The following is a 24,784-nucleotide window of genomic DNA, read 5'->3' on the forward strand; positions in this document are numbered from 1 at the left end:
AGACCTTTCTTCTCACCTTCAAGTTTTCCGATCTTATCTTTTAGGCCACCGTTTTCACCCATAAGAGTTCCAACTTTTCCTTGAAGGCCAGCAACCTCACCTTTAAGTTGTCCAACATTTTCAGCAAGACCTTTCTTCTCACCTTCAAGCTTTCCGATCTTATCTTTTAGGCCGCCGTTTTCACCATTAAGAGAGCTAACTTTTTCTTGAAGGTTTTTAATGTTCTCAATTTTTTCTTTTACTTCTTTTTGTAAATTATCTTTAACTTGAGATAACTTTGTTACATCATTTTTTAGTCCAGTATTTTTTGTATTTAACTGGGCAACTTGTTTATCAAGTTCCTGCTTTTGATTATCTAATTGTTCAATCTTTTGATTTAAGTCTGCGATACTTTTGTTTAATTCTGCGTTCTTAGAATCTTTTGTCTCTACCATTTTTTGTAGCTTAACATTGGCAGAGTTTGATTCATTTAGATCGTTACTTAATGTATTAATCGTTGAAACTTTTTGAACAACATCCTTCTCTAATTTCTCAACAGTTTTATTAAGTTCTTGAACCTTAACAACTTTCTCTTTAATTTCATTTTGTTTCGCTTCAATTGTTTTTACAAGTTCAGCGTTTTGAATTTGCATTCTTTCTGTTTTTTGTTGTTCTTTATTCAGCTCAGTAATCTTTTGAGTCAGATCTTGTTGAGTTTTCTTAATTTCATCATCTGATTTTTTAAGTTCAACTTTTTGGTTTTCCACGACTTTAGTCGTTTGTTCAACCTTAGTCTGAAGCTCCTTAATTTCAGTATTACTTTCTACTATTTTCTTATTTAAATTTTGAGTCTCAGTAATTTTCTGTGCAATTGTTTGTTCTAAACTTTGATTTTCTTGCTTTTGTTTTGCTAGAGCTGCTTCAACACTTTTAATGTTTTCTTTCTTGTCTATTATTTCTTGTTCAAGATTTTGTTGAATAGTTTTTTGCTGTACGATATCTGACTTAAGGCCAGCGATCATTCTATTATTATTTTCATCTTGTATCTTTAATTGATTATATTTTTGTTTCTCATTTTCAAGTGTTGCCATTGACTCAGCAACCTTACTTCTAAGTTTGGCCATATTCCCATTTAAAAGGTTGATAGATGCTTCTTTCTCGCCTTTTTCTTTCTCTAATTCCTGAATAGACGCTTTCAATTGGTTTTCTTTAACTTGCGCTGACTTCATCTCTTGCTCAAGTTCTTTTCTTTTTTCAACTTCAACTATCTTTTGATTTTCTACGACTTTCTTCTGCTCTTGGACTTCTTTGATTTTCTCACTAAGAATTTTCTTTTGTTCAACTTCTTGATTCTTTTGTCTCTCTAACTGCTCTACTTTTGAATACAATGTATCTTGAATCTTCTTTGTCGCTTCAAGGTCAACAACCTTCTCTTTTAATTCTTCTTCTAATTTTTCAACTTTCTGTTTTCTATTTTCTAGAACTTGCTCAATTCTTTTTTGATCTTCAACCTTCTTAGCAATTTCTTCTTGCTTCTTCTTAAGGTCTTCAACAAGTTTCTTATTTTTAGTTGACTGCGAATCTAATTCACTTTGAAATTTAGCAACTTGATTTTGGATTTGCTTCTGTTCTTGCTTTTGCTTCTCTAGCATTTTTGTCAAGTTATCCATTTTTGACTTTTTATCTTCAAGTTCCTTCTGAGCTCTATGAATTTCTTTCATTCTCTCTTTAATAACATTATCTTTGTCCATGATTTCTTTTCTTAGGTTTTGATTAACCCCAGCTATTTCCTTAGCTCTTTTCTTTTGATTTCTTAATTTCTCACCAACACTATCAATAATCGCATCTTTCTTTTCTTGTTCTTTAACAAGTTCATCCATAACCTTCTGATTATTCTCTAACTTCTGTACAAATTGATTTAATTCAACAACCTTCTTTGTAATAACATTCTTGTATTGAGCTACTTCACTAATGGATTGTTTAATGATTTCTTTCTTTGCTTCAGTATTTTGGGCCTGTTCTTTCGAGACCATCCCCTCAAGTTCTTTCTCATGCTTTTGCTCTTGAGCTGCTTTTTGCATTGAAGAAACACCGACCTTAATAAGCGCGAAAACGAACATAACGAGGAAAACGATCGCCATTGTCGTGAACATATCACTATATGAAGACCAGATTGTTCCATCTTCTTGTTTTTCTCTATTCTTTCTCATCTGAGACCTCACAAAGTCCTTTAATCAACACCTAGGGGATATCTTAACGATTTTGATAATCAATAGAAGTTGTGTTACCTGCTGAAGCTTCAGAACTCTTTAAATCAGACTACTTACAAAGAAAAAATTTATCATTTCAACTATTTATCTAATTTTTAAGATATCTGCACAATTGCACATATTGTTGGGCAGTAACTAACCAAAACTATCTGCCTACAAGTATTGCCTATCAGATTTTCAATCTTTTCGGGCTCGGACGTAATTACAATCACTTACTCACTACAAGACAAGAAAACCTAAAAAGTCAGTTATATTAAATTTAAGTAGTTAGCTAATCTTTCGATAAGGAGATTGCACTCTGAGGGAATTGTAGTGAATATTAAAAGGATTTTTACATTTATAGTTTCAATCATCGTGATGACATCACTGCTGTCGTCGTGCACACCTTCAACAAAAAACAGTAGAAAAACGGCGACTACTACAGATACAGACACATCAACAGAAGTTGATAGTCCAACATACGAAAGCTCAAATAATTACTTTGAATACTCGAATACAAAATACGCAACAAACTTTACGACGAGCTACACATTTGATGACAATCTTTACTTCAAAGGTAGTGCTATAAACTCTTATGTTCAATCAAATGCGAGTACCGTTGTTTGTACTGTTTTCCATTACACTGGACTTCCAGGAGTCGTTGGATCTAGAAACCTAGTAGTCGCAGGTCTTCCAAGAAGTACAATAAATTTTGCAACTAATACAAAAGAATATTATTACTCTCTCAATTTTAAAACGATTAACAAAGAACAAAATGTTTCGTTCTGCAGCGGAGCAGACTTTACGAGTAAAGTTACCGCATCGTTTGGCGGGGACTTTGTTTATGATCTAGATGAACTTTGTCCAACGTGTAGTAATATCTCATATCAAAACTCACAGTTTCTTGTTTCAACAACACTTGGTGTAGTTCCAAAGACACTAAACCAAACAGTGCTTGGTCTAAAAGTAGCTTTTGGCAACACTACTTCAACTGGTGGACTATGCACGACTAACTCAGAATGTACTAGCCTAGGTCTTAATTGTTGTATTAATGGACAATGTGTTCAAGATGGTGCACTTATTAGAACGTACTCTTCTGGAGACTCAGAATATAGTGACTATCTTTCTGCACTATTAAGTGTTTCGAATGATCCTTCAACAAAGAAAAACTACCCTCAATTCTATTATATTTGTGGAACGAACCCAACAACACCAACTGATGATGAAGATGATGAAGATGAGTTCACAGCAGAAGAGCTTTCACAAATCCAAGTAGAGAAATTAAGAGACCTTTATGAATGTACAACTCCTATTGAAGGAGAAATGGGGATTTGTACCACAACATATACTAATGCTCTACCAAGTTCGACCGCCTTCGTTACAGGGGAAGATGATAGAGACTTTAGTGAAATTTATACTGGTTCAAATGGAGCACTCCACTCTATCAAAGAAATTATTTATCAAGGTGAGACGATTTATAGTTCAACAGTTGATGGAACAGGAAATGTAACGATCTCTGGTCGTAACGATAACTTAACAGATACAACAAAAGTAGTTCTTTCCAAGGCGTATGATGCAGACAACAAGTACAAAGATCTAAAAATTCGCTATATGATTGACGCCTCTTGTGTGGCCATCAACTCAAGTCTAGCAAGATGTTATAAAGAATATGTTCAATCACAAGACTTAGGAAAAGTGACTGATCACTGGCCAGCGACAAACAGTTTTAAGATTCCTGCTTACGCAGCGACTGATAGAGATATTATCGTTACTGTTGATGACGCAACAAAAACAAAAGTTGATATTACAGACAAGGATCTTTATACAACAGATCTAGACAAGTGGTATCTTGATACAAATACGACAACCTCAGTTAATACTAACCAGGTTGTTTTCACCTACTCAAGCTTAGCTGCACAACCACAGCAAAAAGTAAAAATTACTTTTTATGTTGATACAAGCTCAACATTTAATAATGTTTTAAATTACAAAAAAGCAGCACTTTCTGAAATTGGAAATCTTTGCGCATGCCCAAAAAATGATTGTTCTCTACAGGAAGTTCTCGATGATAATTCTAATGTCGTAAATTATGAATGTAAGTATCCAGATCCAGATCTTCCAGAGCCACCTCTTCAACAGCAAGTAGTTGTATCAACAAAGAATACTCCACACCGTCATTTTACAACTAATGGTGTTGCAAAAACAGATCTAACGACAGCAGAAATCCTAGACTCTCCAGAGTTACAACAAGAAGGGACTGCTTTCAAATATGATAATTCTAATCTTCTAACACCTAACAATCTAACTCAAGATGTAGGTTTCAATGAAATCTATGGTAGTTTTACATACACATCAACTTCTGCACAACCAGCAAAACAAGTACTCGTTAAAAAAGGTGTAACTTATGATATTTCATCAGAGGATGGAACTTTTTCTACATGTTTCTACTGTGGAACTGACTACTATTCTTCATTAACTAAATTATTTCCAGATAACTTCTATTATGGTGCCGGAGGTTATAAACCTTACCTTGCATCAGCAAGTAAGCTATCGCCTACTTCTGACTCAATTAGAGCTGATGACTTAAACTTTGGTAGAGCATGCTTTGTGCCAACAACAATGCTACCATGGAGTCATACAGACGATACGACAACATACCTACAAAGAAGAAAAAGACTTAGCACTCAACACTTCTTATTCGCAAATGGTTATAATAGAGACTGGTATGGATTTGACTATGGCAGCCTAATTGGTTCATTTGATGGAGTAAGATGGTTCTCTATTGGATCAAAAAGAAGAATAAAAGCTACATCGAACAAATTGTTCCTAGCTATTAATTCATATTTCTCTGATCTCAATGGAGAGAGTTCCTATAATGTTTTAATTCAAGATTCTACAATCAATGGACCTAACTCTTTTCCGACTACAGACTTCGAAACAGATGGGGCCCAATGCCAGCAAGTACACTCTTGTAATAAAGATAGTGATTGTGCTGCAGCGCTTGGATGGGATTATGCGTGTGAAAATGTAAGTACCATTTCATCACGCTTCCCAAAATTTGATGATAACGCAACAGAGCTATACTACCCGAACGCTTCTGTAGAAAAACTTCTTTCTCTTACTGGTCCTTATACAGGTTCGACGAAGAGATGTGTATACAAAGGAAAAGGAAGTATCTGCTCTCCTACACTTGGAAGCTTAAATGCATCAACAAACTATTCAGGAACAGCAAGCCTAAGATTAAACACTTGTTCTGCGAACAATTACTGTCAACCACTCAATGGCTCATCTACACCAAGTGTATTTAATACTAAAATTAATCGCTATGGTAAGTCTGTCAAAATAAGAAACTTACAAGAAGACGCTGTTGAAGTGACCAGTTTTGGACTTCAAGCTCCACTAATAGGTCGTCCAGAAAATTACCAAGGAACAGATACTGCTGACTCAACAATTTTAAATATTCTTTCTGACAATAATGTAAATGGAATATGTCTACCAGGAAAAGCTATGTTTGGTAGTACAACAAGTGCTGCTCAAAATCCATACTTCAGTGACTTGTTTTCGAGATCACCTAATACAATTGGAGATCCGGTAAATAACCTTGGAAAAACAATGGACGTAACATCACTAAGTGGTTTTGACACGGCCTTCTATAATTCATGTCCTGTATTTAACTCTGAAGGGAATTATGCAATTCTAGAAAGTGGACCAACGGCAACAAGATTAAATGACACTGCTATTTCAGTATTTGCATCAACACAAAATTTAAGTACAAAACAATTAGATATATTCTACACAGCTGGCCTAATAGATGAGAAGGCCACTAAAGATTTTGAGAGTGAGATTATTTCTAGTGTATCACTTAATAATAATTCATGTCTTAGAGCTCCGGGAAGCACATGCTTCACAGATTTTGATTGTGCTCCATCTAAGCACATTGCAGATAAATTAAAATCAATTTCAACTTCGGATCTTGGCTCTTCACTTAATATATATGAACTACTTTTCTGGCAAGAAAACCTTGTTTGTTCACAACCATCTAAAACTACTGATAGTAGTTACGACATTAGAAATAACAGATGTTGTAGAGAAGTAGATAAGACTATCACAATCCCTACAACTGATATTGCCATGAGAATTGAGTCAAAATCAAAAAGAGTAATTTCTAGCGTAGGCGTAGACAACTCTAAAATTCCTGGAACAGAAATTGCGATGACTGATCCAACGAGATACAGCCGAACTGCTTCTTCAAAGTACTTTGTAACTCAAGAAGGTACAGTGAAGAATATGCAAGTAGCTGTTGATGATACATGTGCATCAGGAACATGCTCTGACATGGATGACTTTTTAAAACAATACGAGGCACTCTCCACTATTGCAAAAAGAACTTGTTGTTCAGAAAACTGGGTAAGAAACTTCCAAAACTCATCGAATGTTCCAAGTGGACATGACTGGAAACCAGAGAAATTTCAAAAACCAAATGTAACTAATTTTAAGTGTTTAAATTATACAGATATCTCAAAGACTAATTGTGCTGATCCATTTGATCCTACACAATGTACTTCAAGAGAGATTACAACTGCAGAAGCGACGACTTTAAACAAATGGTTTAGTAGCTTTGAGTTGTCAGGGATTCCAAACGTTGCAATTAATGACCCAAGCCCTTCTGTAACTAGCGACTACTTATGCGAAAGTGATCCTTCAAGTTTTGTTCCAGGATTTATCGCTGACACGTACTCACCATCAGACTCTGAGTATATAGATAGTAGTAATCTTAGATACCTAAAGGCAAATGATGCAACAGCAATGACTAATACAACAAAGCAAATCTTTTCTGATGATACATTCTCTTGCTGTCTACCCGCAGGTAGTGATGTAGCAGACACTGAAAGCGAGACTGTTTGCTGTACAGGGTATGTGAACCCAACAACAAAGAAGTGTGCTCTTAGAAATTATAATGATGTTTCTGTTTACCTAAATCGTTATGTATCAAGTGAAGCACAGGATCTTCCAGCAACAAATTTTGATCCAAAAACAGGAGAAATTAAAGATGCGGCCGTAGCTGTTCAGGTTGCTTGCGAAAAGAGAATCTGTGCAAGTGGTTACCTAGCCTATGGTGTTGCTTACGGAAGTTATAAGTACAACAATATCGCCGACGATGCTCAATTAACAAACGTTAATAGATTTATAGAGAATCTATCTTCAGATGATGAAGTAGGACTTGCTACTTTATTTAGTGAAGGCCTGAAATGGAATAATCATGTCTATTGTGTACCTGAAGAAGTTGCCAACAATCTTTTAAGTGCAGGATACACAGTATTTAATTGTAACTAAGTTAAGATCACAACTAAGATAGCAATAAAAATCCTGTAATACATGAAATAGCAGAAATTTATTCGACGAATAAGTTTCATGAAATAGTGAATTGTCACAAGACCAGTAACGAAAGATACAATCATTCCAATAATACACATATCCATTGAAAATGAAGCACCTGTCTGTCTAATCTCGTAAAATTTGAGGGCTGCCCCTGCTAGTATAAGCGGAAGGCTTAACAAGAAGGAAAATGAAGAAGCATCGTGCCTATCAAGCTTCATCACTCTTGCTGCTGTAATCGTAATCCCAGATCTTGAAACACCAGGAAAAATAGCAAGAACTTGAGCTAGTCCGATTAGAATAGAAACCTTTACACCAGACTTGCCAGAAAGAGGGCTATTCTCTTGTGCGAAGTATTTATCTGACAAATAGAGTAAAACACCAAAAAATGCTAAATTAAAAGCAATCAGTCCACTGTGGCGACCAACTTCTTGAGCAAAATCTTTAAGTATCAGGGCCAAGACTCCACTAAAGAAAGTAGCGATAACGAAGTTTGTTCCATACATGTCCTTACTTTTTCCTGCAATGAACATAAAGAATGATTTCCCAATTTTAAGTAGTTCTTTATGAAAATATAATGAAACAGCAAGAGCTGTTCCTACATGCATCGCGAGATCAAAAATAAGACCAGGATCTTTAAAGTGTGCGAGCTTTGGAAACAGTGCCAAATGCCCCGAACTTGAAACTGGAAGAAACTCTGAAAGACCTTGAATAAGGCCGTAGATTACTCCAAAAAAAATATCATAAAGATTTGTCATCAACTACACCAAAAAATTTAACATCGTTTAATTGCAATGCCCTCATCATGTCAGTGTATTTCTTTACTGTCACTTTACTAAAAGGCACATTAGATTCTTTCATTTTTAATTGCCAAACAACGAAAATTCTTTGCATGCTTGCGATAAAGAGTTTTTGGTATTCACTGCTTTGATTAAAAGAATCTTTACCTTCTTGATAATAGTAGTCTTGTAAGTACTTTTCAAATGATTTCAACCCATTTGGCGAAAAATCTTTAAATCCTATAAAATCGACGATTGAGATAGGATTAAATAGATAATCTTTCTCCCACTGCTTAGATTCTTCAATAACCTTACTACCCCATTTCGCTTTATAGAAAAAATTAGCACTGAAAACTTCACTAACTTCTTTATCAAAACGATTTTTCTCCCAAACAATCTCATAGATCACTGGTCTTAGTTCATTATAAGTAAAAAATCTTTCACGGTACTGATCACTAAAATCATCTTGAAAAATTGTTCTAATAAATAGCTCATCACCTCTTTGTACAAAGTCAATCTCTTGAGAATTTTCTTTTCCAAGTAATGTGAATAATCGATCTTTTAAGATGAGATATGGAAAGATATTAATTCTCCCCTTTTTAAGAAGCTCCAAACTACCAAGTGGCGTGGCCAATAAAGAATTTGTTAAAAGTTCAAAAAGCTCATTCTGCGCAACTGGAGAAATACTTAAATCTTCCTTATCTTCTGTAATATTTGCAAACTCGTTAAACTCACGACTAAGCACAGGATAAAAACTATCAAACAGAGGATAATTATCTTTTACAATTTTAATAAGCTTATAAAAATCAAATCTCTTATTAATTTTAAAAATTCCTTTAAGGCCAAGAGACTTATCCCATATTGAAACTATCGGGCGATAAATAAGAGACCCCTTTGTTCTACGAATCTCATATGATGGATTGACCTTAAATCTCCCCTCATCAAGATCAGTAAACGTCATAAAAAGAAGAGACTTAGAGCCATAATTTTCAAAGAGATCAAAGTTTCTCTTTTTAGAAATTGGTACTTCTTTGGTTGAAACTACTGAAACCTTCGGTCTTAGCAAGTAGCTTGCGTTATAAAGAAAGGGCGCAAAGTAAGCACTACCAATAAGCATCAAAGATAGAGCTGGCGCAAAAATTAAAGAGAGAACTGAATTTGATGAACGCAATTCAGTTCCAAAAATCATATCGGAAACTGGTTTTTTATCAAACTTTGAAAGAAATATATCGAGAGGCAAGAGAATGATAAAAAGTGGAAGAGCTAGACTTCGCAGGCAAACCGAAACTCTTGTTTGCAAATTGTCATGACCCTTAAAACTCAAACCAGAAAAAAGGTGTCCCAAGCTCTTCTTCAAAAATAGTGAACAATAAAATCTAAATATAAAGAATACGATAAGAGACAGAGCAGTTTGCTTTTGGTTCAACGACCAAGAGGAATCCATCAGGCCATATTTTTGAAGATTCATATAAATTGAGGCTTGACTCAATAAAATGAACGAGAGCAGATAACTTATAAAATAATCTATTATTAATGAGGTAAATCTTCGAAATCCTGTCAAGGCATATCCCCTTCTAAGTACCTGAAATTTTGAATATGCCAATACTTGTGACAAGTTTTGTGGCCAGTCAAAATCAGAGAATGAACTTCTGGCACTAGCGGCCGATCATTCGATCAAGTACATGAAATTACTAAAGAAATTATACCTAGAATGACCAATTTTGAGCAAGTGGGAGACAAAAATACCCTATTTTTTATGGGTATTCTTTAAACGTTGTTAAAATAAAGTTGTACCACTTAAAGCCGATACGCCTAAGGTATTGAAATCTTTGTTAGGGGAAAATAAGTGAAAAGGTCAACACAGACGAAAAAGAAAAATATTACTCAGAAACTCAGAAAGCTTTGTGCATACTCAACTTGCCTTTCTTTGACGATGACATCTTTTCCAGCTTTCGCGGGTCCTTCAAATATTATGGGCGAAGTGATGGATTCTTTTTCAGGCAATAGCGGAAGTAATATTACAAATGCTGCCCAACAAATTTTCACAGGAGTTACACAACTTGCTCACCAGATGCAACCGCAAAGTCCTGGAACACCTGACCAAATTAGAGCATGGCAAACCCTACAAGTCGATGCAAGAAATAATATCGGTGCAGATGCTTCAGGAATGATTAGACACTTCATGTTTCCTAATTGTCTTGTTCCACCTGATAAAACAGCTAAACCATCAAACCTATGTGAGGAAAGTGCTCCAGACTATATGGCACAAGGGCTAATGACGACAGGGCAAGACTATATCAACATGTATAAGAAATATGTTGGAGGAGCTCAAAACTCAGCATCACCAGTAGGACTTCAATGTTTAACTAATTCAGTAAATGATCTTAAAGATAGTGCAAATACAATGCTTGGAGAGCTTGAAAAAATGCTCAATGCATTTGATGCTATCCAGAAGAATTTTGAGAACTCACAACAAGTTAATCTTAAGACGATGAAAGAGCTTGATGCTGAACTTAATGGGATCGGTAAAAGAGCGAGTCAAGATTTAAAAAACAAAGACTATACAAAAGATTTTCCAAAAGAATGTAATGATCTAATCAAGGGGGGAGTAAATTCACTTATTAAAGGAAATGGTTTCGTTGGTCTTCAGGACAATTTTATTAACTCTGACAATACGGCCAGTAGATATCGTGGAGCATCACTCAAGGCTAAAAAGCAAAGTTTTGAAGATGACCTTAAAAAAATTACAGAAAAGCTAAAAAATGCAGGTTCTGATTTATCATTTATCGAGGGTAGTACCTTCTTTAATGGTGTAGAACATTCAGGAATTTTAAAAGCTGCACTAACTGCAGAACTCGCACCACTTAAAATTGATATCCAAAGAACAAATGCAATACTTAGTAAACTTGGAATCTCAACTCAGATTCCAGATATTCAATCTCCAACATTTCAAGCAGATCTTGATAAAGTAGTAAGTCAGGCTCAAAATGAATATAAAGATACTTTTATTCTAAATTGTATGAAAGGAACAAGTGGCGTAGCTCACTCTACAACAATTAATAATATTATTGGAGAATTTGAAGACCTTGCAACAGGAGGAAGAGGTAATACCCTGAAGAACTTTAAAGATGATGCTTCAAGTAAACTGCTTAACTCTCAAACGATCAGTTCTCTAGATGCCAACATAAATATCATCAATAACAATAATATCAGAGTTAGTGCAAAAAGTAGCGACAACAAGATGGGAAAGAAAACACTTTCTCAATACTACGCTGATTTAAAAAATGAATGTACTCTAATTTATGATGGAAGACTTAAACCAGCAAATGGCGATACATCTGCCGATCTTTATAGAAATTACACAGAGCAAGCTAAAAAAGAGATCGCAAAAATCAAAGAGAAAGTATCAAGTTTAAAAGCTCCTTCAAATTCAGGCGCGAAGTATGGCTCTATAGAAATGGCCGCAAGAGAAATTGCAGAAAGCTGTAACGGTAAAAAACCGACAAGTGAAATGTGTACGGAAGACGATGTTTATTCACAGGACTCAGGTTCATTTTGTTTTAAAAAAGCTGAATACTGTTCTAATACACTTAATGCTTGTAAGTTAACAGCTCAAAAATATGTTGCAGATAAGACTGCAAAACTAAAGGCGACAGCTGACCTATATAATGCAGCAGTTGCATCTCTTGAACAACAAGCAAATGGTATTGTAAGTAATATTAATACTTATGCAGAGAACATGACAAAGAATCTTCATGCGAAGTTATTCCCTGGAGGAATATCTCCTCAGGTAAGAGCTGCTTACGGAATTTCAGCGCAAAGTGGATATCAAATACCTGAAGCAGTAAAAACTATCAACTTACCTATTACAGATACTGAGTTATCAGGAATGCTAACAAAAGGTATCAAAAATGGTCAGATTGATCTTAAAGAAATGAAAGCGCAAATGACAAAGAACGTTGCCGCAATCAAGAAGGCTATTAGTCAAAATGTAGCAGATCAAATAGCAAGGGCGAATGAAATTATTAAAGGCAATGAAACAAAGTGGTCAGAAGAGCTTGAAGCATGGAGAGGAATCATTGCAACATGTGATCAAAACATCAAAACAAAAGCTGCAAATATGCAAAAGATGGCCGCTGAAGCTGCAGAAACAGCAAAACAAAATAATCTTGAAAGACAAGCTCTTTGTACAGAAATTAAACTTAAATGTACAGGAGACGGAAATGTTGATGATCTAGTGGAGAAAGTATCTGAGTCCGCTCACCTACTTAATCCTGACATGATTGGTTTTGTTCAATCATGTAAGCAATCAACAACAAATAGTGATGAAGAAAAACCAACTAAATTCGAAATCTATGAGAGCTACTGTGAGGATGCGGGATCAGGTACGGAGCTTCTAGACTCGATGAAAGAAAGAGTACTCGCACAAATTCCTGACAATCTTTCAGAAAGTGAAGCAGAAGAGGTTAAAAATTATCTTGATGATCCAAATGCTAAGCTTGAGGATGAAACAAAAGAGAAAATTTATACTTCTTATATAAACTTATTAAAAGGCTATAGAAAGCTTGTTAAGGCAAATACTGAAGAAAATAATAATATCTGTAAAATTTCAGCTGTAGACATTGATGCGACATGTGCAGATAAGGCTAAAAACACTGACGGAACAGTTAATGACTCTAGATATAAACAGTGTATTAAAGATGAGAAAGAAAACTCCAAACCAGAGAACAACTCAAACGTTGCAAAAGCAGCAAGCTTCCTATCTTTAATTGAACAGGAAAAAACACAGAAACGAAGTCTTCTTATTGGAGAGAATTACTCAGGTACAAGCTGTGCAAGTATTACTGGGAACGGGCTTCCTAAATCAATGATGCAAAACTTTGGAGAAGACTCAATTGATGGCTTTAGTCCAAACACAAATTTCCGATAGGAATATTAAGAATTTATAAGAATCAAGAGGATTCAAAAAATGGTACGTTGGCGAAACACATATTTAAAAACTTCTATAGCACTACTAACTGTAGTGCTGTTGAATTCGTGCGTTGAACCTAAAAATCGTGCTTCATCCTCTTCTGCAGTTTCAAATTCCAAAAGCTCAGTCAGCGCTGGTTATGGTCGTGTTCTTTTAAATAACCCAATAGTTCTTTCTGGAAATGCTAGCCTTTCACAAGACTACGATCTAGGAAAACTTCTAAGTAAGCAAGTTCCAATTACAAATAGAACAACGCTTTCTAAAGATTGCACGTGGCAAACTAATTGTTTGACAGTTACAGAAGATGAAAATATCGAGGCATTCACAAATAGTGACACTCGTTGGGCATATCCTGTTCTTAGTACTGAATTTCTTCAAATCAATGTTTTCTATCATTTGAATAAAATAATGAATACATTCTTTGGGAATCTTTCGGCCCTACTAAATTCAGGCTTTGTTACACCATATCTTGATCCAACTGATCCAAACTCTCCTTACCCATCAAGTCTACCGGAAAGTCTATTCAGTCGAAGTGCAGCTGTTCGCCAAGGAGTTGGTCTTACCGCTTACGCAGACTGTGGGGTGAAGGATAATGCATACTATGACTCGGGTCTCTTTGTATTATGTTTTGGTTATGACTCGATCTATAGTGACAGAGTAAAATTTGCTCAAGACGCTTCAATTATCTATCACGAATACGGACACACTCTAGTAGATATAATGATGAATATGAGAAACGCGGCTGCACACTATGATTCAAATCCAACGGAAACTTTCAACAACAGAAGTTCGTTGGGATATTCTTCATATGATGAAGGTGGTGCACTAAATGAAGGTATTGCTGACTTTTTTAGCTACTATATTACTGGACGTACACATTTTGGTGAGTGGGCCGCAGGTCGCTTCAATGAGGCTTCAAGACCAATGAAAGAAGATGATTCTCTTCACGCAGCAGGACTCTCTCCAGATGAAACAGGCAGACTCTCCTATCCAGATTATTTGACTTATAACCCAAACAGCCCTACCTCAAAGTTTGAAGATATTCACTATGCAGGACAGATTATTTCTCACTACCTGACGGCGTTAAGTGAGGATCTTGTTGATAAATGCTCAATGACAAAAGCTGAATCTCTAAGAGCTGTAGCTCATGTTTTAAATGAGACTCTTTCTGAACTTGGTGATTTGACAGCGACTGGAAATGAAAGCTTGAATGGAACGACTAATTATACTATTAACATGAACCCATCGCTTGCTAAAGAATGGCTCCAATCTGTAAACCCAATCACATTTCGAAAATTAGCACAATACATGGCAAAGTACTTAAAGAATATCTTTGTGGTTAACAGTAATTCAGCGTGTGCTTCAGGTAACTATACAACTGATGATGTCGAATCACTCTTAGACCAGTATGGTTTACTACTCTTTAGAAGTTATAACGATAATGGCAATGGAACATCTCCACCATGGGCAACAGGAATTACAAAAGTAAATGCACTCAATAGAAAAAAGTCAGAGCTTTTAAGTAAATCATTACTACAACTTGAATCAAGAAATGATTACAGTAAATATACAATCTTTGATGATCAACAAACTATAATTGATATCATCGAAGGGATGTCAAGCTCAAACCAAATAGATGCGAATACGATATCGACATTAACTCCAGCGAACTTTGGTTATAATAACGGAAATGGAAAAATCAGTCCTGGTGAAGTTGTTGGTGTCTTTGTTAACCTGTACAACAATTCAAACTCTACAATGGGTGGTGTTCGTGTACTTGCAAATGACTGGGCGTATATGCAAGACAGTAAACCATGTTCTAACCTCTCTGATACATTCCCATCAACAACACAAGGTGGAGTTACTTGTACTGATGTCACAAGCACAAATTTCAGTGATGGCGGCAGAATGATGCCAGTTTGTATGCTCGAATACAATGACGGAAGTTCGACTAAGATTCTATCCCAAACTGATTGGTTCGATAAAATGAAGACTGAAAATGGACTTCTAGCTAAAGACTGTCTTGATAGTACAGATACATCAACTTGTATGTTTCGAGCAATTAAAGGAGCAGATTTCCAAAACCTATCGAAGATTGATCCAAAATCAAATTGGCTTGAATCCACGAAAGACTCAAATGGAAATCCAAGATTCACGAGAGGAAACCTTATCTATTTCGAAGTAAATAAAAACATTCCATATGGTACAAAAGTGATTTGTAAACTGCGTACAACTTTTACAAATTGTGATGATTGTCATCATGACCAATCAATCACAGATGCTTCCCTCACAGGAGACGATTATGCTGACTGGAAGTATGCAACAGAAGCTCCATTTAATATCATAAATTTGATTTTTGAGATCTCAGAATAAGATGAATAAGAAAAAAATTATTGTTTTCATCCTTACCTTCTCAATCCTCGCAATTATTGCGATCCTGATCAAAATCAACAAGCAGCAAGGTACTCCAGATACATTTTCAAATCCTAAACAGGAAAGTAAAAATACTGACTCAGAGTTATCAAAGGAAGAACAGAAACATCCTGATGTTTACAGTGACACAACAAAATCTTCTCAAGATGAAACAAGAACTGAGGTAAAAACTCACGATAATATCAGTCCTGAAGAACTAGAGAAAATAACGAAACTTCTAGCCGAGAAGAATCCTCTCTACAAAGTCGAATCAATTAAAATTGATAGAATTTATGATAATACTAAATATGAAGTCACTATTAAGACTGTTAATAAAGGGCTAAATCACTATATCAAGGCCTACCTCGATCCAAATACTGGCGTTTTATCAAAGACTTGGGGCGGGACACGCTATGAAAATCGCGACCATATGATAATTCCTGTAAAAAAGTAAATTTAAATAAAGATTCTTGAAAACTTCGTAAAAATTTGTAACAATGCAGGCATGAAGAAACTGATTTTCTCCCTCATTCTTTTTACGAACTTTACCTTTGCCTTAGAGGCAACAGATTGTTTGCAAATGAGTCAGGATAAGATTATTGATATCTCAAATGAGACAGTTTTTAACGTAAATAGAGACTGCAAATCAGAAGATAGAGCAATCGAAGTTCAGAATTTGGCCTTTAAGTTATACCCGTACGGGGAAATTACAAATCTTGAAACAAGAGAGTCTACAATAGATGAGGCCATCTCAGTTCTAAAAGATACTGACTCGACTTACAAAGAAACTGAAGATCTTATTAAACTGATGGACTTCTTTCCAAGTGCACTACCTGCACAACTCAAAATTTCTGAATTTACCTACCAAGAGAATGGTGAAACTTCACAAATATCAATTATCATTATCGACAGTGAAAATATTCTCGTTAATTCAGAGAAGACTCACAAGATAATCACAGTTTCAACAAAGTAATTAAATCTCTTTAAATAAGTTTTTATGTGCCGTAAGCTTTCTTACGAGAAACTTGTTTGAGTTATCTACATTTAATGGTCGGTATCCAGTAAAAACCTCTTGTCTACCAAGTTTAGTAAAAGTTGGGACAAGTGTTACTTCAACTCTACGCCCTTCGACAAGTTCGTAAAGAATGAAAGCTTCCCCAGGGGAAATCTCAGAGGAGTTCTTCAAAAGTTTAGCAAGATCAATCATTTTAATCTTCTCAGGGACTTGAACTCGCTTTAAGTCAGTATCTGACGAGTCTTGTTTTGATTTTACAAGCGCATTCGATAGTTCACCTTGAAAAAGCTTTGAGATAGCAGAATTATTTACTGCATTTCCAGCAATACGACGCCCTCTCTCATCACTGGCAGCAATACCATTAGAGCCCCTCCCGATTAAGTCAGTTGGCTTCTCAGCGACTTTCTCGTATTCAATAACGGGAGTGTTTCTCTCTAGAGCTCTAGTCCCTCCAACATTTCCATATGAAGACCCTATTGCGCTCCTATCTGAATAAGAAGGTGACTTGCCCCCTCCTCTAGCAAAATCAGATCGCGCTCTAGTAGATAACTGTCTATCTTGTACTTGAGAATTTTTATCCATGGTCTGGGCGTCAACTTTAGCAAGACTATTACTTACTCGCTTTTGAGCGTTATCAAGACGATCCATTAGTTCTGAAATTCGTTTTGTACTTTCTTCATTCAAGGAAGAATTTTCATTTTTCTGAGTAGATGGTTCTATAATCGAGGGTTTTCCAGTTGAAATATTTTGACTCTTTCTAGAAGAGGAACTCATCGCAAATGAACCAAGTGAAGAGCTAGTTAATCCAGAGACCTTCTGCTCACTAACTTTTCTATCTATTGCCTGAGGTTGATTTTCATTATCTAATTTCGCAATATTAGTACTCTTATCATTCCCAACATCGGCGATACTTTCTACCTTGGAATCTGCAGATTTCGCAACGACTTGCGAAGACTTTTTATCGACTTCTTTACTTCCATCAAGAAAGCGGTCAAGGACACTCACCTTCTCTTTCTTTGCCTTTTCAAAGCGCATAAGCTTAGCAAAACTTTCTTTCTTTTCCTTTGAGATTGCACTACTCATGAAAGCATCAATTTCTTCTTGATTACTCGAATGTGCAATCTTTAAAAGCTCATCTTCTGTCTTTTTATTTTTTTCAACATCAACAAAGGCACAGATAAGGTTTTCATCAAAGTTTTTTACTTGTTGGTCACATTGATATTCTTTGTAAAGAAAGTCTACATCTTTTAATTTACAACCTGATTTTGGATACGGGGCATTATCATCACAAATTTTTTCACAGTGATTTACAATTTTTTCAGGGAAATCATTACTCATCTTTATGTTTTTTAGCAATAATTCAGAAGGACCAAGTTTATCGAAATCTGCACCAGAAAGAATTATTTGACCGTATACATTATTACGCAATGAGTTTTTTGCTATTTCATCCCCATTTATAATACTCTCACAAGCAGCATTAAATTTTCCAATGAGGCTATCTATCTCATCAGGATTCGAAACATCAACAGATGCATTGTAGAAAAAATTATCGACCACAGTACTTCCTGGGGCAGATCTAAACTTAGTTAAACTCTTATTACATACAGCATTGTTGATATTCTTTTTTATCTTTTCACATCGTCCGCTCAAGATAGTTAACGCATTATTTGCAAGTTTTAACTTCTCTTGATTAGAAGAATTCGAACTTCGATAACTTTCTTCCATTTTCAAATCTTTTGATCTTAGTATTTCAGAGATACCAACGGCCGAAAAATTCATTCTGCTCTCTTTAACAAGATACTGATACTTAGGAGGTAAGCAAAAGTTCCCTTTGCCTTCGAGAGTAATATCACCCGTTGAAACTCGAACGACTTGTCTTATTTGTTCCTGTAAAGAATCGACTTTAAATCTACTTAATTTTTTAAGACCAAATACTTCTACTAATTCTGGATTAATATCTGTATCTAAAGAACCAAATAATGTTGATAGCTTTTCACTGTCAAAATTTCCACCACAAGAAAGATTTTTTTCAGAAAGAAGAGATGGCAAATCACAATTAGATAATCGGGAAAGATCCACGCCTTGTAACTCACTAGAGCTGAGCTCTATATTAAGTTCACTCATTATATCAGCAATTGAGAAAATCTCAGTAACTAGTGCATCTCCAATTTCACGCAATTTTTCATTCTCAGTTTGAAAGTCTCGCTTCGTAGCTTTGAAAGGAAGATCATTTTGACATGAACAAAATTCATTAGCATCAGTAAGTTCAAAACTCTGTAGTTTATTAACACATGAAAATGGAGATAAAGCTAAAACCTTATCAATTTCATCTCCAACAGTCTCAAGATTTTGTGGACATGGAATTGAAGCTAAGCTTGAAAATGAATAAAACAGTATTAATAATCGATAGAGCATCTAATTCCTAAATCCTTACATGATTTAAAGCCACGCTTTTTTAAATACGCGATATTTTTTCTCCATAGACCTTTTTCATTTTGAGGTACACTATTCAACATATAAAAACCGATATCAATAGGAGTTCCTACTTTTCCTTTGTACTGAAGAGGCCTATTTAAATCAAATCCATAATCTAGCCATTTGATAAAAATTTCTGAATCTCTTGCCATCGCATCAATGATAAAGTTAGTATCGCCACAATCAACGTTTACGTAACCTCTTCTCTTAAAGTCATCTTTATTAAGTCCATTATCTTTTATCATTTCATCCATTAACCAATGAGCTCTGCCATACATGTTAATTTGATTTGGTAATTTGCAAAGACCTGCTACGTCCTTAATATTAACAGTCTTATTTTTTCGAATAAAATTTGAAATCGTGATAAGATCATCTTTCCTCATTACATCAAGTGAAGCTTCACCATTACAAGTTGGCTCATCAGCAATTACTAGAATAGATAAAAAAGAAAGTGCGACAATGAGCGATTTCTTTATTGTGATCATAAATCCTCCAAATATATAACCACTTTTCGTATAGTTAAAACAAAACTTTACGTCTAATTAACAACTTAGAACTTGAGTAAAATGATCCTCGTCATGTAAAATACAAAATATATTTGATATAAAAAAGCAAACTACGAAAGGAAATTACCATGATCGTTCTAACTGACCTTGCAGACGTCTTTAAGAATATGAAACCAAATTCATCTGCTTTTATCCAAGGGGCAATGGCCACTCCAACCGAGCTATTATCTCAACTAAAGAAAGTTGGAACAAATTTAGAAAATATTGAACTCATGCATCTTCATACTCATGGTGAAGAATTTTACAATGGCGTTGATGTCAAAAAAAATTTTAGAATCACTAACTTCTTCGTTGGAGGGAATGTTAGAAAAATTCTTGATTATGAAAGAGTTGATTACCTGCCATGCTTTCTCTCTGAAATTCCAAATCTTTTTAGAAAAAAAATCAAAAAAGTAGATTATGCTTTCATTCATGTCTCACCTCCAAATGAGCATGGATTCTGTACACTTGGAACAAGCGTTGACGTCACAAAGGCCGCTGTTGAAAGCGCAGACTTTGTCATAGCCCAAATCAATAAGCAAATGCCTACAGTTCACGGAGATGGGTTTATTCATGTTAATAATATCGACTACGCCATTGAAGTCGATATTCCTGTGCACGAGCCAGCGAAAGCTGTTTTAACAGATATTGAAAGACAGATTGGAAATAATATTGCATCACTTATTGAAAATGGTTCAACACTACAAATGGGTATTGGAGCGATTCCAGATGCAGTTCTTGGAGCACTTCACAATCACAAGGACCTTGGAATTCATACCGAAATGTTCTCTGATGAAGCTGTGAAGCTTATCAAGAGTGGAGCTGTCAACAACTCTAAGAAGAAATTCCATCAGGGCAAAACTGTTTCAAGCTTTATTGTTGGCTCAAAAGAAGTACTCGACTTCGTCAATGATAATCCAAGTGTTAGCTTACTAGAAGCGGACTATGTAAATAACCCAAGAAATATCGCGAGAAATCCTAAAGTTGTAGCAATCAATTCGGCACTAGAAATTGATCTTACAGGACAAGTTTGTGCAGATAGCTTAGGACATAATATCTACTCAGGAGTTGGAGGTCAGATGGACTTCATTCGAGGAGCATCATTGAGTGATGGGGGAAAACCGATCATTGCACTTCCATCTCAAACAAACAAAGGTATTTCAAAAATTTCAGCGTGCCTAAAGCCAGGAGCAGGAGTGGTAACGACAAGAAGCCATATTCACTACCTTGCCACAGAATATGGGGTTGTCGATCTTTATGGGAAAACACTTCACGAGCGAGTGAAGCTAATTCTTAGTATCGCCCACCCTGATCACCGAGAAAATCTAGAGAAACAGTGGCATGACTGCCACCGCAGAATTTAGAATACAAAGGCCCTGTACTGCTCCAAGCATTCAGGGTTGGCCACGGCCTCAAGGTTAGTTAGTTCTTTTCCATTAATTAACCTTGTTACGGCCAGTTCCATCTTCTTCCCAGAACGAGTGTAAGGAATATCTGTTACCGAGACAATACGACGAGGAACATGTCTTGGAGTAGTATTATCTTTGATTGCCTTTTTAATTATTTTAATCCTTTCACTATTTAATTCATCACCATTTTGTAGTTTCACGAACAGGACAACTTCTACATCCCCATCTATTTGTTTCCCAACACAGATTGAATCAACTAAAAAATCCAGCCCTTCCGTTTGGCGGTAAATTTCAGCTGTCCCAATTCTTACGCCTCCAGGGTTTAAAGTAGCATCACTTCTCCCCAAAACAATAGCGGAACCACGCTCAGTGATATTGATAAAGTCACCATGATACCAAACGCCATCGAAGTGATTAAAATATGCATCTTTAATCTTCTCACCACTAACATCACCTAAGAAATAAAGTGGTCGGGATGGAAAAGAACTCTTACAAACAAGTTCCCCTTCAGTCTTGAATACCTCTTGTCCTTGATCATTAAAACAGGCGACATTCATACCAAGTCCTCTAACTTGTAACTCTCCCCTATGCACAGGCATTACAGGGGCACCAAGGAAGAAGCATCCTAGAATATCTGTTCCACCAGAAATACTGGCAAGTAAGATATCCTTTTTGAACTTGTCATAAACATAATCATATTGTTCAGCTAGTAATGGTGCACCAGTAGAAAGTATGGTTTCAAGAGAAGATAAATCAAGATCACTAAGGTCTGTTTTAGAATCTTCTAGTGCTTTGAGATATTTTGGGCTTGTACCAAAGATATTGATCTTATACTTTGAAATAATACTTATATAATCTTTAAATGTTGGATGAGCTGGGGAACCTTCATAAAGTGATAAAGTCGCTCCAAAATAAAGAGAACTCACAAGCCAGTTCCACATCATCCATCCACAAGTAGTGAAGAAGAAAATATTTTTTTCTGAGTTTAGATCAGTATGTAGTCCTAATTCTTTTACATGTTGAAGTAGAGTTCCCCCCACGCCATGAACAATACATTTTGGCTTCCCTGTTGTTCCTGAAGAATACATAATGTACAGGGGGTCAGAAAATCTTCTAAGCTTAAATTCGATTCCTTCATCACTTTCAGCAACGAGATCCGACCAAAGCACAGCATTTGGGATATGAGAGATATCCTCTCTTGAAATATCTAGACCTAAAAAATCTACGATAATAACTTTTTCAATCGAATCAACTTTTCTAGTAATTTCTAAAATTTTTGGAAGCTGGTCAAAGGTCTTACCTCCATACATATAAGCGGCTGCGGCGACAAGAACTTTTGGACGGGATTGCCCAAAACGATCAACAACACCTTCGATACCAAAGTCACAACTTGTCGATGTAAAAACACCCCCAAGAGCATTCGCAGCGAGCATGGAAATAATTGTATGAGATGTATTTGGCATATAGCATGCGAGAACGTCATCTTCTTTAAAATTATTTTTTAATCCATGATAAAGAGACGAAACATTCTTTCGAAGTTCATCGTAGGAAATTTCACGCGTAGGTAGACTCTCATGAATTTCCAAAAGCGCCGTCTGCTCAGGGCGGCCATTGTTTAGAAGATTCTTGGCAAAACTAAGTCTTACGTCTTTAAACCAACTATAATTTGAAAAGCCTAGATCATCATAAGCATGATCAAGGCTTCCTTCAAAATCAATTTTAAAATATGTAAATAACTCACTCCAAAAGTTATCTGGTCTCTTTACGGAGAATTGATAGAGATCATCATAGGAGAACTTATCACTTAACGAATATTTATGCTTAAGGACTTGGTAGAACTTAAACATTTCACTTCTTTCTATTCTCTCCTTCGATGGAGACCAGAGCTTTTCAGTCATTCTTATCTACCTATAATAAACCTTTTAGTAATTCACTACTTTTAGATTCAACTTCTTTATGTAGAGAATTTCCATGAGCATCCATTGTAACAACAACAGGGAACTCATTAACAGTTAATTCCCAGATAGCTTCAGGAGATCCAAGATCTCTCCAGTAAACATTATCTACAGATGTAATTTTTTCAGCAAGAACTTGTGCTGCTCCACCGATAGCGTGGAAATAAACACAACCGTAGTCTTCACAACCTTTCAACGTTTTTGGACCCATTCCACCTTTTCCGATAACTCCAACGATACCGTGATCACGCATTACTTCCCACTGGTATGGTTCTTCGCGAATAGAAGTTGTAGGCCCTGCAGCTTTAACTTCATATGTTCCATCACTCTTTTCAAGAACAACTGGACCACAGTGATAGATAATTTGGTTATTTAAATCCACTGGACATTTTTCACCTTCGTGAAGCCTTTTGTGAACAGCATCTCTTCCTGTGAACATTTTCCCAGAAATTAAAACCATATCTCCAACTTTTAGATTTCTTACTGCTTCTTTTGTAAATGGATAGTCTAATCTTATCATTTGAAACTCCTAATTTTAGTATAACCAGTTTTTAATCGTGTTATTTGGCTTAAGAACAACACCTTGTCTTCTATATGCCCAACACATGTATGAGATTGACACGAAAAAAGAAGCTGGAAGACGGTTTAAAACACCAATCTTACAACCTAATAACGTTGTCTTCCCACCAAATCCCATTGGTCCAATACCAAGTTTATTAGATGTTTCTGTAATATCTTTTTCTAGTTTAGCTAGATCAGAAATAGAATTTGTATCATCTAGTTTTCTTAGAAGTTGCTCTTTAGACTCAATATATCCAGCACCTCTATCTCCACCAATACAAACACCAAGAACACCTGGTCCACATCCCTTTCCTTGTGCTTTTTGAACAGCATCAAGAATAACTTTTCTTACACCATCAAGGTCACGACCTGCTCCAAGCTCACTATGAGGAAGAGAATATTGAGCACCAACGTTCTCACATCCTCCACCTTTAAGCATCAGTCTCACTTCGACAGTGTTTTTTGAATGCTCATGGAAGTGAATACTTGGGTGACCAAGACCGATATTCATTCCTTCATTCTTTCCAGTTAATGAATCAACAGAGTTTTGTCTTAAGTAACCAACTTCAGTTGCCTTAACAACGGCCTTCTTGATTACTCCAGTAAATTTAGTTTGATTAAAACCAACAGGGTGCGAAACGAAGAAAAGAATTGTTCCTGTATCCTGGCAGATTGGCTGAGACTTCTTTTTTGCTAGTTCAATATTTGCTTTGATAATATTCATTGCATACTCAGCAGTAGTATTCTTCTCCTCTCTTGCAAGAGCTTCAAGAACTACTTTTTGAATATCATCAGGTATTACAGTTGAAGTCACTCTGATTAACTCTACAATTGATGAAAATAATTCTTTTTCAGATGGGATATTATTTTTAACAGCAACTTTCTTTGCTACTTTTTTATTTGCAACTTTCTTAGTTGTAGCTTTTATTGCTACTTTTTTCGTCGCTTTCTTTGCTACTTTCTTCGTTGCTTTCTTTGCTACTTTTTTCGCCGCTTTCTTTGCTACTTTCTTCGTCGCTTTCTTCGCTACTTTTTTTGTCGCTTTCTTCGCTACTTT

Annotated in this window: 12 protein-coding genes and 1 pseudogene; 6 read left to right on the forward strand and 7 right to left on the reverse strand. The window is 35.7% G+C overall.

Annotated features, from left to right (window positions below; all coding sequences use genetic code 11):
• The coding region (locus M900_RS00065) for a proton-channel complex MotA/MotB membrane protein MotB (protein ID WP_021272800.1) at positions 1–2,189 on the reverse strand (2,189 nt) is incomplete at its 3' end.
• A 372-nt stretch (positions 2,190–2,561) separates the two neighbouring features.
• Here M900_RS00065 and M900_RS00070 point away from each other — a divergent pair.
• Positions 2,562–7,562 carry a hypothetical protein gene (locus M900_RS00070; RefSeq protein WP_021272806.1) on the forward strand — a complete coding sequence of 1,667 codons (5,001 nt, stop codon included), beginning with the start codon at positions 2,562–2,564 and terminating at the stop codon, positions 7,560–7,562.
• Here the strand turns inward: M900_RS00070 and M900_RS00075 are convergent.
• Both M900_RS00075 and M900_RS00080 read right to left on the reverse strand, forming a co-directional pair.
• Positions 7,559–8,362, reverse strand: a complete 804-nt coding sequence (locus M900_RS00075; protein WP_021272804.1) for an undecaprenyl-diphosphate phosphatase — start codon at positions 8,360–8,362, stop codon at positions 7,559–7,561. The genes M900_RS00070 and M900_RS00075 overlap by 4 nt on opposite strands.
• Positions 8,346–9,683: a hypothetical protein gene (locus tag M900_RS00080; RefSeq protein ID WP_157680497.1), complete on the reverse strand. Its 1,338-nt coding sequence runs from the start codon at positions 9,681–9,683 to the stop codon at positions 8,346–8,348. The genes M900_RS00075 and M900_RS00080 overlap by 17 nt, the downstream gene beginning before the upstream one ends.
• A gap of 546 nt (positions 9,684–10,229) precedes the next feature.
• Between M900_RS00080 and M900_RS00085 the strand changes: the two genes are divergently transcribed.
• The 4 genes from M900_RS00085 to M900_RS00100 are packed head-to-tail and all read left to right on the forward strand — an operon-like array spanning position 10,230 to position 16,740.
• Positions 10,230–13,313, forward strand: coding sequence for a hypothetical protein (locus M900_RS00085; RefSeq protein ID WP_021272799.1), 3,084 nt, complete (start codon positions 10,230–10,232; stop codon positions 13,311–13,313).
• Positions 13,314–13,352: 39 nt separating this feature from the next.
• Positions 13,353–15,728, forward strand: a complete 2,376-nt coding sequence (locus M900_RS00090; RefSeq protein WP_021272810.1) for a hypothetical protein — start codon at positions 13,353–13,355, stop codon at positions 15,726–15,728.
• Between the two features lies 1 nt (position 15,729).
• Complete coding sequence (locus M900_RS00095; RefSeq protein WP_021272805.1) at positions 15,730–16,221, forward strand: PepSY domain-containing protein; 492 nt, start codon at positions 15,730–15,732, stop codon at positions 16,219–16,221.
• 51 nt (positions 16,222–16,272) lie between these two features.
• A complete protein-coding gene (locus M900_RS00100) occupies positions 16,273–16,740 on the forward strand; it encodes a hypothetical protein (RefSeq protein ID WP_034730517.1) in 468 nt (155 codons plus the stop codon).
• On the opposite strand, the gene M900_RS00105 is transcribed toward M900_RS00100, so the two are convergent.
• Positions 16,741–19,197 carry a hypothetical protein gene (locus M900_RS00105; protein WP_021272808.1) on the reverse strand — a complete coding sequence of 819 codons (2,457 nt, stop codon included), beginning with the start codon at positions 19,195–19,197 and terminating at the stop codon, positions 16,741–16,743.
• Positions 19,179–19,742, reverse strand: coding sequence for a hypothetical protein (locus M900_RS00110; RefSeq protein WP_021272811.1), 564 nt, complete (start codon positions 19,740–19,742; stop codon positions 19,179–19,181). Before M900_RS00110 ends, M900_RS00105 begins: the two co-directional genes overlap by 19 nt.
• Before the next feature lie 149 nt (positions 19,743–19,891).
• On the opposite strand from M900_RS00110, the gene M900_RS00115 reads away from it, so the two are divergent.
• The gene (locus M900_RS00115) at positions 19,892–21,166 is read left to right on the forward strand and encodes an acetyl-CoA hydrolase/transferase family protein (RefSeq protein ID WP_021272809.1); all 1,275 of its coding nucleotides are present in this window, start codon (positions 19,892–19,894) and stop codon (positions 21,164–21,166) included.
• Here M900_RS00115 and M900_RS00120 read toward each other — a convergent pair.
• Positions 21,163–23,109 carry an acetoacetate--CoA ligase gene (locus M900_RS00120; protein WP_021272803.1) on the reverse strand — a complete coding sequence of 649 codons (1,947 nt, stop codon included), beginning with the start codon at positions 23,107–23,109 and terminating at the stop codon, positions 21,163–21,165. The two genes, M900_RS00115 and M900_RS00120, sit on opposite strands and share 4 nt — an antisense overlap.
• Positions 23,110–23,119: 10 nt before the next feature.
• A pseudogene (locus M900_RS18025) lies at positions 23,120–24,589 on the reverse strand (FumA C-terminus/TtdB family hydratase beta subunit).
• Between the last annotated feature and the right edge of the window lie 195 nt (positions 24,590–24,784).

It is taken from the genome of Bacteriovorax sp. Seq25_V, from assembly GCF_000447795.1.
GTDB lineage: Bacteria > Bdellovibrionota > Bacteriovoracia > Bacteriovoracales > Bacteriovoracaceae > Halobacteriovorax_A.

Bases quoted from the DNA above. Each gene is read 5' to 3' on its own strand.
- M900_RS00075 (WP_021272804.1), bottom strand. From the start codon at position 8,362: ATGACAAATCTTTATGATATTTTTTTTGGAGTAATCTACGGCCTTATT.
- M900_RS00090 (WP_021272810.1), top strand. From the start codon at position 13,353: ATGGTACGTTGGCGAAACACATATTTAAAAACTTCTATAGCACTACTA.
- M900_RS00095 (WP_021272805.1), top strand. From the start codon at position 15,730: ATGAATAAGAAAAAAATTATTGTTTTCATCCTTACCTTCTCAATCCTC.
- M900_RS00100 (WP_034730517.1), top strand. From the start codon at position 16,273: ATGAAGAAACTGATTTTCTCCCTCATTCTTTTTACGAACTTTACCTTT.
- M900_RS00105 (WP_021272808.1), bottom strand. From the start codon at position 19,197: ATGCTCTATCGATTATTAATACTGTTTTATTCATTTTCAAGCTTAGCT.
- M900_RS00110 (WP_021272811.1), bottom strand. From the start codon at position 19,742: ATGATCACAATAAAGAAATCGCTCATTGTCGCACTTTCTTTTTTATCT.
- M900_RS00115 (WP_021272809.1), top strand. From the start codon at position 19,892: ATGATCGTTCTAACTGACCTTGCAGACGTCTTTAAGAATATGAAACCA.
- M900_RS00120 (WP_021272803.1), bottom strand. From the start codon at position 23,109: ATGACTGAAAAGCTCTGGTCTCCATCGAAGGAGAGAATAGAAAGAAGT.